This is a genomic window from Halobacillus massiliensis, from assembly GCF_900166625.1.
In the GTDB taxonomy this organism is placed as follows: domain Bacteria; phylum Bacillota; class Bacilli; order Bacillales; family Halobacillaceae; genus Halobacillus_A; species Halobacillus_A massiliensis.
The window spans coordinates 1,961,141-1,976,396 of the sequence record NZ_LT800499.1; the positions used below are offsets into that span (position 1 = coordinate 1,961,141).

General features: G+C 41.2%; 17 protein-coding genes. All 17 read left to right on the forward strand.

Translation table 11 applies throughout. The features are described 5' to 3' along the window. Nucleotides 1-14 precede the first annotated feature (14 nt). Nucleotides 15-686: a deoxyribose-phosphate aldolase gene (deoC, locus tag B7E06_RS09705; protein WP_082233791.1), complete on the forward strand. Its 672-nt coding sequence runs from the start codon at nt 15-17 to the stop codon at nt 684-686. Between the two features lie 193 nt (nt 687-879). Further along, entirely contained in the window at nt 880-1,053 is a 174-nt protein-coding gene (gene rpsU / locus B7E06_RS09710) for a 30S ribosomal protein S21 (RefSeq protein ID WP_082233792.1), read from the forward strand. Between the two features lie 21 nt (nt 1,054-1,074). Further along, entirely contained in the window at nt 1,075-1,521 is a 447-nt protein-coding gene (locus tag B7E06_RS09715; protein WP_082233793.1) for a GatB/YqeY domain-containing protein, read from the forward strand. Between the two features lie 151 nt (nt 1,522-1,672). After that, complete coding sequence (locus B7E06_RS09720) at nt 1,673-2,986, forward strand: NfeD family protein (protein ID WP_082235970.1); 1,314 nt, start codon at nt 1,673-1,675, stop codon at nt 2,984-2,986. Continuing rightward, nucleotides 2,983-3,969 (forward strand): flotillin-like protein FloA, encoded by a 987-nt coding sequence (floA, locus tag B7E06_RS09725; RefSeq protein ID WP_082233794.1) that lies wholly within the window; start codon nt 2,983-2,985, stop codon nt 3,967-3,969. The genes B7E06_RS09720 and floA overlap by 4 nt, the downstream gene beginning before the upstream one ends. 27 nt (nt 3,970-3,996) lie before the next feature. Next, entirely contained in the window at nt 3,997-4,500 is a 504-nt protein-coding gene (locus B7E06_RS09730) for a hypothetical protein (protein ID WP_082233795.1), read from the forward strand. A gap of 68 nt (nt 4,501-4,568) precedes the next feature. Then, nucleotides 4,569-4,856, forward strand: coding sequence for a sporulation protein YqfC (gene yqfC / locus B7E06_RS09735; protein ID WP_082233796.1), 288 nt, complete (start codon nt 4,569-4,571; stop codon nt 4,854-4,856). A gap of 10 nt (nt 4,857-4,866) precedes the next feature. Beyond that, nucleotides 4,867-6,051, forward strand: a complete 1,185-nt coding sequence (gene yqfD / locus B7E06_RS09740; RefSeq protein ID WP_082233797.1) for a sporulation protein YqfD — start codon at nt 4,867-4,869, stop codon at nt 6,049-6,051. Between the two features lie 2 nt (nt 6,052-6,053). Next, on the forward strand, nt 6,054-7,016 hold the full coding sequence (locus B7E06_RS09745) for a PhoH family protein (RefSeq protein WP_082233798.1): 963 nt from the start codon (nt 6,054-6,056) through the stop codon (nt 7,014-7,016). 56 nt (nt 7,017-7,072) lie between these two features. Continuing rightward, nucleotides 7,073-9,196: an HD family phosphohydrolase gene (locus B7E06_RS09750; protein WP_245807717.1), complete on the forward strand. Its 2,124-nt coding sequence runs from the start codon at nt 7,073-7,075 to the stop codon at nt 9,194-9,196. 4 nt (nt 9,197-9,200) lie between these two features. Next, nucleotides 9,201-9,674, forward strand: coding sequence for an rRNA maturation RNase YbeY (ybeY, locus tag B7E06_RS09755; protein ID WP_082235972.1), 474 nt, complete (start codon nt 9,201-9,203; stop codon nt 9,672-9,674). Beyond that, nucleotides 9,649-10,029: a diacylglycerol kinase family protein gene (locus B7E06_RS09760; protein WP_082233799.1), complete on the forward strand. Its 381-nt coding sequence runs from the start codon at nt 9,649-9,651 to the stop codon at nt 10,027-10,029. Before ybeY ends, B7E06_RS09760 begins: the two co-directional genes overlap by 26 nt. Nucleotides 10,030-10,052: 23 nt before the next feature. Beyond that, the gene (gene era, locus B7E06_RS09765) at nt 10,053-10,958 is read left to right on the forward strand and encodes a GTPase Era (protein WP_082233800.1); all 906 of its coding nucleotides are present in this window, start codon (nt 10,053-10,055) and stop codon (nt 10,956-10,958) included. Between the two features lie 94 nt (nt 10,959-11,052). Continuing rightward, nucleotides 11,053-11,196 (forward strand): YqzL family protein, encoded by a 144-nt coding sequence (locus B7E06_RS09770; protein WP_082233801.1) that lies wholly within the window; start codon nt 11,053-11,055, stop codon nt 11,194-11,196. 16 nt (nt 11,197-11,212) lie between these two features. Continuing rightward, a complete protein-coding gene (recO, locus tag B7E06_RS09775) occupies nt 11,213-11,965 on the forward strand; it encodes a DNA repair protein RecO (RefSeq protein WP_082233802.1) in 753 nt (250 codons plus the stop codon). A gap of 278 nt (nt 11,966-12,243) precedes the next feature. After that, a complete protein-coding gene (gene glyQ / locus B7E06_RS09780; RefSeq protein WP_082233803.1) occupies nt 12,244-13,131 on the forward strand; it encodes a glycine--tRNA ligase subunit alpha in 888 nt (295 codons plus the stop codon). Then, nucleotides 13,124-15,208: a glycine--tRNA ligase subunit beta gene (gene glyS / locus B7E06_RS09785; RefSeq protein WP_082233804.1), complete on the forward strand. Its 2,085-nt coding sequence runs from the start codon at nt 13,124-13,126 to the stop codon at nt 15,206-15,208. Before glyQ ends, glyS begins: the two co-directional genes overlap by 8 nt. Nucleotides 15,209-15,256 lie beyond the last annotated feature (48 nt).

A 15,256-nucleotide genomic window follows, 5' to 3' on the forward strand; every position in this document is an offset into this window, starting at 1 on the left:
GGGAAGTATTTTTTATGGAACAAAATTTAGCAAAAATGATTGATCATACACAGTTAAAGCCTGATACTACGAAAGAAAAAATTGAGCAGATCTGCGCAGAAGCTAAGGAGTACCAGTTTATGTCCGTGTGCGTGAATCCTCACTGGGTCAGCTACTGCAAAGAACTTCTAGAGGGTACAGATGTAAAAGTATGTACTGTCATCGGATTTCCACTTGGAGCGACAACCACTGATACAAAAGTATTTGAAACAAAACAGGCGATTGAAAACGGTGCTACGGAAGTAGACATGGTTATTAATATCGGTGAATTAAAGTCAGGAAACCTGGATTTTGTCCAGAAAGATATTGAAGCTGTTGTGAAAGCAGCCGCAGGAAAGGCACTGGTCAAAGTTATCATTGAAACTTCACTGTTGACAGAAGATGAAAAGATCTCCGCTTCTCAGGCCACTAAAAATGGTGGAGCGGATTTTGTAAAAACATCTACTGGTTTCTCCGGAGGCGGAGCAACTGTTGAAGATGTAAGCCTTATGCGTAAAACAGTAGGTTCAGAACTTGGAGTTAAAGCTTCCGGAGGGGTCAGAGATCTTGAGGGAGCAAAAGCGGTAATTGAAGCAGGAGCAACAAGAATTGGTGCAAGTGCTGGTATTGCTATCGTCAACGGAGAACAAGGAAAATCGGATTATTAAGAAATTCAGCCCATTTATCTATAAATAAGTGGGCTTTTTTAACTGTTTTATTAAAAGAACTATAAATTTACCGCCTATCTGCTTCGAAAAAAGTTGACCGTGCTCTAACGATATAATATAATTGTCGAAGGTATGGGAGACTTCCATACTTTTTAGAAACAGTTTTTTTTTGCTTCGGAGGGAGGGAAATAGCATGTCAAAAACAACTCGCGTGCGTAAAAACGAGTCACTTGAAGATGCTCTTCGTCGCTTCAAGCGCGATGTATCGAAAAGCGGTGCATTAGCTGAATATCGTAAACGTGAATATTACGACAAGCCTAGCGTTCGCCGTAAGAAGAAATCAGAGGCAGCTAGAAAGCGCAAGTAGTGATAAAAGAGGTGTCATTCAATGACAATTACAGAACGCCTTACTCAAGATATGAAAACAGCAATGAAGGCAAGAGATAAAAAAACTCTTTCCACCATTCGCATGGTAAAAGCTTCACTGCAGAATGAAGCAATCAAATTAGGTAAAGATGAACTTTCTGAAGAAGAAGAACTTACTGTTTTATCTCGCGAAGTAAAACAGAGAAAAGATTCCCTCCACGAGTTTAAAGAAGCTGGCCGCGAGGATCTTGTAGAAGAACTTAACGAAGAAATTAAGATCTTACAAGTTTATATGCCGGAACAGCTGTCCGATTCAGAACTTGAGCAGATCGTTCAGGAAACCATTCAAGAGGTAGGAGCTTCATCTAAAGCCGATATGGGTAAAGTCATGAGTGCAGTGATGCCTAAAGTAAAAGGCAAAACAGAAGGCTCTAAGGTGAACCAGCTCGTACTTAAGAAGTTATCATAAGTGAGAAAAGTCTCTCTTTCATTAAAAAGAGAGACTTTTTTTAAATTTTTGAAACTCTGTACATAATAAAACCGTATAAAAGGTATTCAGCGAAAGTCACAGGTAGGGGGGACGAAAGAAAGTGAAAAAGCTACGCCTCGCCATATACTTCATGCTTCTAGTCATGGCTTTAGGGCTTTCCTTGCATCAAATGGCAGTATATGCTGAGGGAGAAGGAAAACAGGTATACGTCATTCCTGTTGAAAATACAGTTGAGCGAGGGATGACCGCCTTTCTGGAAAGGACAACGAGCGAAGCCATTGAAGCCGGAGCTGATCATATTATCTTTGAGATTGATACACCGGGTGGCAGAGTCGACGCTGCAGGTGCGATTGGAGAACTATTTCAGGATTTGGAGGTTCCAAATACAGCTTTCGTGACGAGCCAGGCTTACTCTGCCGGTTCTTACATTGCTTTAAATGCGGATCAGATTTATATGAAACAGCAGGCAACCATGGGAGCATCTGGAGTTATTAATGCGGATGGAACAGCTGCCGATAAAAAAGCTCAATCTGCTTGGATTTCTTCGATGGTAGCTGCGGCTGAAGCAAATAACAGGGATCCTATCTACGCGAGAGCCATGGCTGATAGTTCAGTCGATCTTCCGGAATATGGCGCACCAGAGGGCGAATTTTTAACGTTAGGTCCTACTGCAGCCGTGGAAGTCGGCTATGCTGAAGGAATTGTCCGTCATCGTGTAGAACTGCTAAGTGAGCTCGGCCTTTCGGATGCCACTATTGTGGAAACCAGTCCCACCCCTGCTGAGAACTTCGCCCGCTTTCTGACAGACCCTGTTGTCATTCCAATCCTGTTATCCATAGCCAGTATTGGACTTGTCGTTGAATTGTATTCTCCAGGGTTTGGGATTCCGGGTATTATGGGAGTACTGGCACTTGTTCTCTTTTTCTATGGACATATCATAGCAGGACTTGCCGGATATGAAGCTATTATTTTACTCATAATAGGAATAGGCTTAATTGTGACTGAATTTTTTGTGGCCAGTGGTATACTCGGAATAATCGGCATTGTGGCAGTCTTTGCGTCCTTAATGCTTTCATCGGCAGATATGGGACAGATGGCACTAAGCCTGGGCATAGCCATTATCGCCACAATTGTGGTTGCTGTTATTCTGTTTAAAACCATTGGGACTGGAGAACGAGGGTTATTCAAAAGAATCATCTTAAATGATTCTACATCCTCTGAGCGAGGTTATGTAAGTTCAGCTACCCGACTTGAACTGATTGGATTAGAGGGTGAGGCTCTTACACCACTCCGCCCCTCCGGTACAGCTCTGTTTGATGAGGAACGGCTGGATGTTGTAACAGAAGGAAGTTATATTAATGCAAATCAGCGGGTCAAGATTGTGAGGACTGAAGGTTCGCGCATTGTGGTTCGTGTGATTAAAAATGAGGAGGAAAATGTATGACAATTCAAGAGCTTATGCCCATTATAATTATTGGGATCATTATTATTGCAATTGCTGTCCTATTTACATTTATTCCGGTAATGCTATGGATCAGTGCATTAGCTGCGGGGGTAAGGATTAGTATTCTTACTTTAATTGGGATGAGATTAAGACGGGTTATTCCATCACGTGTAATTAACCCGCTGATTAAAGCTCATAAAGCCGGGGTAAATGTAGATACTAACCAGCTGGAGAGTCACTATCTTGCCGGTGGTAATGTAGACAGGGTCGTCAATGCTTTAATTGCTGCCCAGCGTGCGAACATCGAATTGAGTTTTGAGCGCTGTGCTGCGATTGACTTAGCAGGAAGAGATGTTTTAGAAGCTGTTCAGATGAGTGTAAACCCTAAAGTTATTGAAACACCATTTATTGCAGGTGTGGCTATTGACGGAATCGAAGTAAAAGCGAAGGCCCGTATTACTGTACGTGCAAACATCGACCGCCTTGTCGGTGGTGCAGGGGAAGAAACAGTAATTGCGCGTGTCGGAGAAGGAATAGTTTCCACGATTGGTTCCAGTACAAATCATAACAAGGTACTGGAGAATCCTGACAGAATCTCTCAAAATGTACTGGAAAAAGGACTGGATGCAGGAACCGCATTTGAAATTCTCTCCATTGATATTGCGGATATCGACATTGGGAAAAACATCGGAGCTATTCTTCAGACTGACCAGGCGGAAGCAGATAAAAATATCGCCCAGGCAAAAGCAGAAGAACGTCGAGCAATGGCCATTGCTCAGGAGCAGGAAATGCGTGCCCGTGTACAAGAAATGCAGGCTAAAGTTGTTGAAGCAGAAGCTGAAGTTCCACAGGCCCTTGCAGCAGCTCTTCGTTCAGGGAAAATGGGTGTTATGGACTATATGAATTATCAAAATATAAATGCCGATACAGATATGAGAAATACACTTGGCGGCATGTCTGATAAAGATCAGGATGATAAATAATTTTCCTGAATGTAAAGGAGAATTTCTATGAATGATCTGCTGGAACTAATTTTTAGCAACTTTCTAATAGTTGCTGCTATTATTGGTGGTCTGATCAGCTTCTTTTCAAATGCCGGAAAGAAAGAAGAGCAGAGAAAGCAGGAGGGCAGGCCGCAAAACAGGCCGCAGTCGAATACTCGACCTTCCAGCCGGCAGACGTCCGAGCGTCCGACTTCAAAACAGCCTGCTGCGGGCTCCGAGATGTATCAAGAAAACAGGGATGATATAAAACGGAGTATCCAAGACCACTATGAGCAGCGTAAGCAAGAGGTAGAAGAACGCAAAGAAGCGTATGACTATATACGCTCTAAGGACAGAATGGGTAAGCCATTAGAAGTGCTTAAGCAGGAAGAAGCACCAAAAGAGAAACTGAAGGTGAATTATACTGAAAATTGGGATCGTAGCCGATTGGCTGATGGAATCATTATGTCTGAAATCCTCGGCCAGCCCCGTGCGCGTAAGCCGCACAGTTCCCACCCTAGAAAAAGATAATAAAACGCCCGAATTGTAGTGATACAATTCGGGCGTTTTTCGTATGTATAAAATAAGGGGGAATCCGGATGTCAAAATGGCAAAGTCAATTAAAAAACTGGGTAAGTCAATATTTCGACCTGCCTGCTGATGTCATGCTCGATCTTCCCAGAATTACAACGATTGGTTCGCTCCATGCGTACATAGAAAATTGTACGGGGCTGCTGCATTTTTCTGATAAAGAAATCCGCATTAAATACCGAAGAGGTGTGGTGTCCATAAAAGGCCGGGAGCTGCGGATAAAGATGATGCTAAAGGAAGAACTTCTTTTAGAAGGAGAGCTTCAGTCCATCGAGTTTTTAAAAGATAAGGACTAGGGGGGCAATAATGACAAAAAATCAGCTTCAGTTTCTGCATGGACTAATTACGATTGAAGTTTCAGGCGAATATATTGAACCCTTTATAAGAACGTGTGTACAAAAAGGAAGCCATATTTCCAATGTTAAATATATAAGTGAACATAAAGTACAAATGACGATTCGGCTTGAAGACTGGACAACCTTTCGCCGGCTCAGAAAAAGATTCAGGTGCCGGATTAAAATAAAATCAGCAGGAGGCCTTCCTTTTTTTATTCAGCGTATGAAGAAGCAGACGGCTTTATGGGTGGCTATACTTTGCAGCTTTTTAGCAGTCATTTTAATGGCCAACATGCTGTGGTCAATCAAGATCGACGGACTGACTCCTGAAGTGGAGACTGAAGTACAGACCCAGCTGAAATCTTATGGGATTAAGCCCGGCAAACTTACCTTTTCTATGAAAAAACCTCGTGAAGTCCAGCGGCTTCTTCTTGAAGATGTTAGCGACCTGCTGTGGATTGGAGTAAAGAAACAGGGTACAAGCTACCAGTTATACGGAGTTATGGAAACAAATTATGATGAAGCAGAAGATCCTAAACCTTCTAATATTGTTGCTTCCAAAAAAGGGATGATTACAAAGATGTTTATTTCTAAAGGACGCCCTGTCGTTGAAGTCAATGATATTGTAAAGAAAGGATCACTTTTAGCAACAGGTGAACTTAAAGAAGAAAGTGGAGAATTCGTCGAATCAGTCGGTACAGTAATGGCAGAAACGTGGTACCGTGCAGAAATTGAACTACCTAAAAAGCAGGAAGTTTATTTAACAGATGGAAATTCCACAGCTTCTTTTGCTTTAAAGTTAGGAAAAGTTAAAATTCCGGTCTGGGGCTTCTGGCACAAAGAAGCTGAAGATCAGAGAGAAGAATTATTTACTAGAAATCTTCACATATTAAACTGGGAGCTTCCTTTTCAAATTCAAGAAACTATTACGTATAATAGAGAATATAAAAACCATAACTTAAGCAAAAAACAGGTGTTAGAAAAAGCCAGGGAAAGTGCGGGGAAATCCTTGCTTAATCAGCTTGGGGAAGAAGCTGAAATCATAGAGGGAAAAATTTTGCACGAGCGGAACGACCGTGGTAAAGTAAAATTAATCCTATTGTTCAAAGTAAATGAAAATATAGCCGAAACAAAGTATGTTTCCCAAGGAGACTGAGTATGCAAGGAGAACTTAAAACGATCGATATCCAATTAAATAATCCATCTGAAGCCCTTTCTTTATTTGGCACAGAAGACCGCCACTTGAAACAGTTGGAGGAGCAGCTGAAGGTTACTATCATTTCCAGGGGTGAACGGGTGAGCGTCTCTGGAGGCGCGGAGCACGTCAAGCTCGTTGAAGAGGTGTTACTAGCTGTATTGGCCATTATCCGAAAAGGCTTAACTATTACAGAACGCGATGTAGTATACGCTATAGAACTTGCAAAAAAGGGAAAAATCAACCAATTTGAAGCATTATTTGAAGATGAAATTACACGTAACGCTAAAGGGAAATCTGTTCGCGTAAAAACACTGGGACAGAGAAGTTATGTTTCTGCAATAAAAAATCATGACCTGGTTTTTGGCATCGGTCCAGCAGGAACTGGAAAAACATATCTGGCTGTCGTTATGGCTGTCAATGCTTTGAAAAACGGACAAGTAAAAAGAATTGTACTCACTCGTCCTGCCGTTGAAGCGGGAGAGAGTCTGGGTTTCCTGCCAGGTGATTTAAAAGAAAAAGTAGACCCTTATCTTCGTCCACTGTATGATTCGCTTCATGATGTATTTGGAGCCGAGCATACGGCCCGTTTGATTGATAGAGGAACGATTGAAATTGCCCCGCTGGCCTATATGCGAGGAAGAACGCTGGATGATGCATTCGCCATTCTTGATGAAGCTCAAAATACTACTCCAGAACAAATGAAAATGTTTTTGACTCGTTTAGGTTTTGGATCGAAAATGATTATTACAGGAGATATTACACAGGTCGATCTGCCAAAAGGAATGACTTCCGGTCTCAGAGTGGCCGAGCAGAAGTTATCAAAAGTAAAAGGAGCATCTTTTATTCATTTAGATCAGACGGATGTCGTTCGGCACCCACTGGTCCAACGGGTAATTGATGCTTATGAGCAGAACCCGTCATAAGGCCCGGTACAGGGCCTTTCTTATTATCATGAAATCGGGGAGGAGGGGAAGGCTTTGTGAAAAGGTTATGGCATTGGCTTAGGAAATCTTCTGCACATCACAAAAGTATGCGAAAGATTACTCTTCCGGCATTACTTCTTTCACTTGTCTTTTTTTTATTCAGCTTTCCGAATGTACATATTAATACCTTTAATGTTGAAAAATTCAGCCAGGCAGAAGAAACCATCCGCTCCCCGATTACAATCGAAAATAAAGTAAAAACGGAACAGCGAATCCGGGAAGCTGCTCAATCTGTAGATGACCGCTATCAAATTTCAAAGCCGATTGCAGAAGAAAGAATTGGATATATAGAAGAAATATTCGGAGCTGTGAGGGAAGTAAAAGAATCTGGTTCATCCGATCAGTCCACAGACGAACAGCTGGAACAATTGAAAACGCTTCTATCGGAACCAATCACTTATGAGCTGCCGCCTGAAGTTCTGCGCCCCCTTCTTTCAGCAACAAATGCTGAATTGAATGAAAGTGAGGGCTTATTAATCAGTACGTTAGAGTCCCATTTCGATAAAGGGGTATTGACTACCGAGATTGAAGAGGTTGAAGAAAGCCTGCGGCTGCAAATACAGTATTCAGCTATTCCGGACCGGCTAAAAGATGAGGTGAAGGAGCTGGCTGAATTTGGTCTGGTAGAAAATACGATGTTTGACGCGGAAGCTACCAGTGAGGTGCGTAATGAAGCCGCATCTCTTGTGCAGCCGGAAATGATTCAGGCAGGAGAAGTGATTGTTTCAGAAGGAGAAATGATCACAAGCGAGATTTATGATGAATTAGAGATCACCGGTTTATTGGATAAAGAGGGAAACTATATCCCTTCCATTGGTTTGTTAATCTTTGCTTTAATCATTGCTTTATTACTCATCTATCACTTTTATCATATGATTAAAGAAGAACTCATTTGCTACCGCCATCTTTATTTAGCTGTAGTCATTTCTGTGATTATGATGGGGCTTATGAAAACGATCACTTTATTTTCCTCAGCCTATGATCCTTTGTTTTATGTACTCCCCGCAGCTTTAGGCTCTATGTTGATCAAACTACTGAGCAATGAAAGATTTGCTATCTTCTTAAGCATTGTCCTTTCTCTAATGGCAATGGTATTGTTTAATGGACAGGTCCCCGGGAATTTAAATGCTCATGCTGGTATCTATGTGTTATTTTCACAATTGGCGGGTATTTTCTTTTTAAAGAATACAAGTGACCGGCTTTTTATTTTAAAAGTTGGGACAGGCATCGGTTTAGTCAATCTTATGACCCTTAGTTTTATACTATTCCAATCTTTCGAAAAATACGGGTGGCTGGATTTTGCTTTATTTGCCGGTTATAGTATGATAAGTGCTCTCCTGTCGATTATCTTAACTTTTGGGCTGCTGCCCGTCATTGAGTCTTCCTTTGGAATTTTGTCCGATAACAAGCTGCTTCAGCTATCAAATCCCAATCATCCTCTGCTGCGCAAAATTCTTACGGAGGCACCGGGGACGTACCACCATAGTGTTATGGTAGCTAATTTGAGTGAAGCTGCCTGTGAAGCGATTGGAGCTCGCGGCCTTCTGGCAAGAGTAGCTGCTTACTATCATGATCTTGGAAAAACCGAGCAGCCCCATTACTTTATAGAAAATCAAATGGGCAGAAAGAATCCTCATGACTATATAGAACCAGAGCAGAGTGCATCGATTATTATCAGCCATCCTTACGATGGGGCAAGAAGATTAAAAAAAGAAAAGTTTCCGGAGGAAATTATTGATATTGCATTACAGCATCACGGTACTACTTTACTGAAATACTTTTATGTGAAAGCAAAGGAACAGGATAAACATGTCAGTGAAGATGTCTATCGATATCCCGGTCCTAAACCACAAACAAAAGAAGCCGCTATCGTGTGTGTGTGTGATTCAGTCGAAGCTGCTGTTCGTTCTCTAAGCGAGCCGACTCAGGATAAGATCCGTGGAATTGTCCATGCCATCATTGAAAACCGAATGCTGGACGGGCAGTTTGATGACTGCCGGATTACTTTTAATGAATTAAAAAAAGTAGAGAATGCTATTTGTGAAACCTTGAAAGGAATCTTCCATTCAAGAATCCAATACCCAGAACAACAAACAACGAAAGTGAAGGAGGCCAATTAATATGATTCATATTGATTTCCATGATGAGACCAATTCAGTAGATGAAGATTATGTAGATTTAATTGAGCGTGTAATTCAGTTCGCGGCTAAGAAGGAAAACATTCCTTCTGAAGCGGAGCTGTCTGTAACATTTGTAAATAATAAAGAAATTCAAGAGATTAATCGGAATTATCGGCAGAAAGACGAGCCGACTGATGTAATTTCTTTTGCAATGCAGGAGCTTGGTGAAGATGAAATCGAAGTTCAGTCGCAAAATGAGGATTTGCCTGTTATTTTAGGTGATATTGTAATTTCTACAGATATGGCTAAACAGCAGGCAGAAGAATATGGCCATTCATCAGAGAGAGAATATGCGTTTTTAGCCCTGCATGGTTTTCTGCATCTTCTAGGTTACGATCATATTGAAAAGGAAGATGAAAAGAAAATGTTTGAGAAGCAAGAGGAAATTTTAAATGAGTACGGACTTGAACGGTCGTAATCGAAAGTATAAGATAGGGTTTAACCATGCATTTAACGGAGTAAAACAGGTGTACCGAAAAGAAGGGAATTTTAAAATTCATTCGGTTTCAGCTGTACTGGTGGTCATCTTTAGTTATGGCCTTAATATTTCGTTATTAGAGTGGGCGCTTGTGATCACTATGATTGTCATCGTAATGGCACTTGAAATGATTAATACGAGCATTGAGAGAATTATGGATTTTTTATCTCCTGATCGTCATCCGCTGGTCGGAGAAATAAAAGATATTGCTGCAGGAGCCGTATTGATAGCTGCTACTGGGGCCGCAGTTGTAGGCTGTCTCATTTTCATACCAAAACTATTGGAATTATTTTAATGATATAACGGAGGAAGTCATACATGCAGGAAAATTTTAAGTCAGGCTTTATAGCCATCATTGGAAGACCAAACGTTGGGAAATCGACGTTTATGAATCGGGTTATCGGAGAAAAAATTGCTATTATGAGCGATAAACCTCAAACCACTCGAAATAAGATTCAAGGTGTTTTAACAGATAAAGAAGCCCAGCTAATATTTATTGATACGCCGGGTATTCATAAACCTAAACATAAACTGGGCGATTTTATGGTCAAAGTAGCGGAGAATACTTTAAATGAAGTGGATGCTATTATGTTTATGGTAAATGCACAAGAAGGCTACGGGCGAGGAGATCAATTTATCATCGATCGTCTGCAGAGAGTGGAGCAGCCTGTTTTTTTAATCGTCAACAAAATAGATAAGGTTCACCCGGATGAACTTCTCCCTTTAATTGATCTGTACAGGGAAAAGCTTGATTTTGAGGAAATCATTCCAATTTCAGCTCTGCAGGGAAACAATGTTGATCACTTGCTTAAATTATTGAAAAAAGCCCTTCCGGAAGGTCCTCAGTTTTATCCCGAAGACCAGATTACAGACCACCCTGAACGTTTTATCGTCAGTGAGCTGATTCGGGAAAAAGTTCTTCACTTAACGAGAGAGGAAATTCCACACTCAATTGCTGTCGTTATTGAAACGATGAAACCGAGAGAGGATTCAAATGCGGTATTTATTCAGGCGATGATCATCGTTGAAAGGAAATCGCAAAAGGGAATCATTATCGGCAAACAGGGGAGTATGCTTAAGGAAGTTGGACAGCGGGCCAGGAAAGACATTGAAACACTCCTCGGCAGCAAAGTATATCTGGAACTTTGGGTAAAAGTACAAAAAGACTGGCGAAACCGTCAAATACAGCTGAGTGATTTCGGCTACCGTGAAGATGAATATTAATATTGGAAAAAATTAAGCCTCATTGTTTGTTGTAGATGAAGCAACCTAATAGTGTAGTGAAATTCTTTTATGTTCATAGAAAGGGGAGTTTCTTGTGCTAGACGTCACTTGGAACGTTTTTAGACAGACAGGAAACATTGAAACCTATTTGTTAATGAAGGAATTAGAAGACGACAGTAAACAATTGGGGGAGCCTGCGACATCTGCAACAGAAGGTATGAACGATGAGCTAATTTAAAAAGCAGGTGAATACCTTGTTAGAAAAAGTAGAAGGCATTGTGCTTAGAACGAGTGATTATGGCGAGACTCACAAGATCGTTACTTTATTTACAAGGGAAAAAGGTAAAATAGGGGTAATGGCCAGAGGAGCAAAGAAACCGAAAAGCCGGATGTCCTCGATTACCCAGCCGTTTATACACGGTCAATATCTTATCCAGACAGGGTCCGGTTTAGGTTCTCTAAGTCAGGGAGAAATGCTTACTTCTCTGCGTATAATACGGGAAGACATTGTGAAAGCAGCTTATGCTGCTTTCCTGGCAGAACTCACTGACAAGCTTGTAGATGAGAAACAGCCGGATCCTTTTTTATTTGATCAATTCCTTCAGACGCTCGCATGGATGGCTGATGATAAAGACCCGGAAATTTTAGCAATGATGTACGAACTAAAAGTATACCGTAAAGGTGGATTTGCACCAAAGGTAGATTCCTGCTTGAACTGCGGCAGAGAAGAAGGACCCTTTTCTTTTTCTGTTGTGGAAGGCGGCTTATTGTGTTTCCGTTGTAAGCATCGGGATCCACAGGCATACGGCTTACCAGATCCGTTATCTAGACTTCTTAAGGTATTTTTACATATGGACGTGAAGCGGCTGGGCCAGGTATCTATGAAGGAGGAAAATAAGAAAAAACTCCGGCAGATTTTAGACGAATATTATGACCGCTATGGCGGATATCATTTGAAATCAAAAAGGTTTTTGAAACAGCTAGACCTGTTCAAGGATAATGATTGACAAATGATCGATCCCTGGAGTATGATTTTATTTACTGAATATTTGATTGCAAAGAAGGAAAGTAGTAATCGGCATTTTTCGTGTTATTAGAGAGTCCGGGATGGTGAGATTCGGGCAGCATGAAGCCGGTGAAGGCGTTCTGGAGCAATGTACGTGAAAGCGGCTTTCTTCAATGAAAGCAAATAGGGTGGAACCGCGGAAACCCCGTCCCTATGTCAATTAGAAGACATAGGGACGGGGTTCTTTATGTTTACCTATACTTATTAGGAGGTTACGTGATGAATATTCAAGACATGATACTTACTTTACAAAAGCATTGGTCCAATGAAGGCTGTCTTTTGATGCAGGCTTATGATGTGGAAAAAGGAGCTGGAACGATGTCTCCTATGACTCTTCTTCGCAGCCTTGGTCCTGAACCATGGAATGTGGCTTATGTGGAGCCATCCAGACGTCCAGCTGACGGACGCTATGGTCAAAACCCTAACCGTCTATACCAGCACCATCAATTTCAGGTGATTATGAAGCCTTCCCCGGATAATATCCAGGAATTATATCTCGATTCTTTGAAGGCATTGGGTATTGATCCAGAGAAACATGATATACGTTTTGTAGAAGATAACTGGGAAAACCCCACACTTGGTGCAGCTGGGTTAGGATGGGAAGTTTGGCTTGATGGGATGGAAATTACCCAATTTACGTATTTTCAACAAATTGGCGGATTGGAAGCACGACCAGTCTCAGCTGAAATTACTTACGGAATCGAGCGGCTGGCATCTTATATTCAGGATAAAGAGAATGTCTTTGATCTTGAATGGACAAATGGTGTAACAGTTGGAGATATTTTTACTCAGCCGGAATACGAACATTCTGTTTATACTTTTGAAGAATCTGATGATGATATGCTGTTTACTCTCTTTTCAACTTATGAGCAGGAAGCGAAGCGCATTATGGAAAAAGGGCTTGTCTTTCCTGCTTATGATTACGTACTGAAATGCTCACATACGTTTAATTTGCTTGATGCGAAAGGCGTGATCTCAGTAACTGAGCGCACAGGCTATATTTCCAGGGTTAGAAATTTAGCAAGAGCAATTGCAAAAACCTATGTAGAAGAACGAGAAAGATTAGGCTATCCAATGCTTCAGAAGGGGGAGTCCTCTCATGAGTAATTCAATTTTATTTGAGATCGGTCTTGAGGAAATGCCGGCACGGTTTATCGATGATGCCCTGGATCAGCTAGTAAATAACACAAAAAAATGGTTGGAAGATAATCGAATTCCTTACCAGTCTGTAAAAGGCTTCTCTACTCCAAGGCGGCTGGCCGTGGGAATTTCCGGTGCTGAAAATAAGCAGCCGGATCTTGAGGAAGAAGCAAAAGGACCTGCAAGAAAGGTTGCAGTTGATGAGAATGGCAGCTGGTCAAAAGCAGCCATCGGATTCTCTAAAGGTCAAGGTAAAGACGTAGAAGACATTTATTTTAAAGAGGTTAAGGGTGTAGACTATGCCCATGTTAAAAAATTTGTGCAGGGAAAACCGACGAAAGAGCTATTAACAGGTTTTAAAGAAGTAATTTTAAGCCTCAACTTCCCTAAAAACATGCGATGGGCGGATTTAAACCTTCGTTATATCCGGCCAATCCGCTGGATGGTCGCTTTAATTGAAGATGAAATTATTCCTTTTAAAATTGAAGGGGTATCCACGGGGAATAAGACATACGGACATCGTTTTCTAGGAGAATTAACGACGATTGATCATGCGAGTCAGTATGAAGAAACTCTTTCTAAACAGTTTGTTATCGCTGATGGAGATAAAAGAAAAGCTGAAATTGCGGAACAGCTTCGTAAGCTTGAAAAAGAAAAAGGCTGGAATATCATTCAGGATCCTGAGCTTTTAAAAGAAGTTACACACTTAGTGGAATACCCGGCCGTCTTCAGCGGCTCATTCAGTGATGAGTTTCTTAATGTTCCGGAAGAAGCATTAATTATGTCTATGAAAGAACACCAGCGTTATTTTCCGGTTCGCTCAGCTGATGGAGAACTGCTTCCTAACTTTGTCGCAGTAAGAAATGGTGACGATCGTCATATTGATACAGTGGCAAGAGGGAATGAAAAGGTACTGAAGGCCAGACTTTCAGATGCTCAGTTTTTCTACAATGAAGATCAGAAGGGTTCTATCGATAAAAAGCTTGAGAAACTGAAACGGATGGTATATCAAGTAGAATTAGGAACACTTGCTGATAAAGTAGACCGGGTGAAAAACATCACAGGTTATTTAAGTGAAAAACTTTCCTTAGATGAGGGACAGCAAGTGCAAGCCGTAAGAGCTGCCGAAATCTGCAAATTTGATCTTGTTACTCAAATGGTGGACGAATTTTCTGATCTGCAGGGAATTATGGGAGAAAAGTATGCAAGACTGTTTGGAGAAGATGAGGAAGTGGCCGCAGCGATTAAAGAACATTATATGCCCCGTTCAGCAAACGGAGATCTTCCTGAATCTACAATTGGAGCCATTGTAAGTGTAGCTGATAAATTAGATACAATCATCGGTTCCATTGCTATAGGGAATTTGCCGACAGGATCTCAGGATCCCTACGGATTACGCCGTCAGTCATTAGGTATTCTGCAGATTCTCAAAGAATTTGAATGGTCAGTGTCCGTGGAAGATCTATTAGATGCAGTTATTGAACGATATTATGAATGGAAACTGCCGACAGCAGAACGTGATGAACTTACTTTATCTGTACATGATTTCTTCCGGACAAGAGCTGCTTATCTTTTAAAAGATGAAAAGATTGCTCCAGATGTCGTGGATGCCGTTCTTGCAAAGGGAATCCAAGTATATAAAGTAACCCTTGAAAAAGCTGAACTTCTTATGAATAAACGGAATGAGGAATCGTTTAAGCCTGTTCATGAAGCCTTAGGCCGAGTTTTAAATTTAGCAAAAAAAGCAGACAGCACTCAAGTAAACGAAACGCTGTTTGAAAATGCGTCAGAAGAAAAGCTTTATAAAACGTATTGTGAGGTCCAGCCGGCATATCGTAAGCTTCTTGAGGAAGAGAACCCGCAGAAGGCATTAGAAGAGCTGTCTAAGCTGGCACAGCCCATTCATTCATTTTTCGACCAGACGATGGTAATGACTGAGGATGAAAAGTTGAAACAGAATAGACTGGCGCTTCTGAATACATTGTCTGCGGACATTCTCGCTTTTGCTGACTTGACAAGTATCGAGTGGAAACAACAGTTTTAAAATCATTCTTTTACCATCACAGTTAAATAGGATATAATAATTACAGAA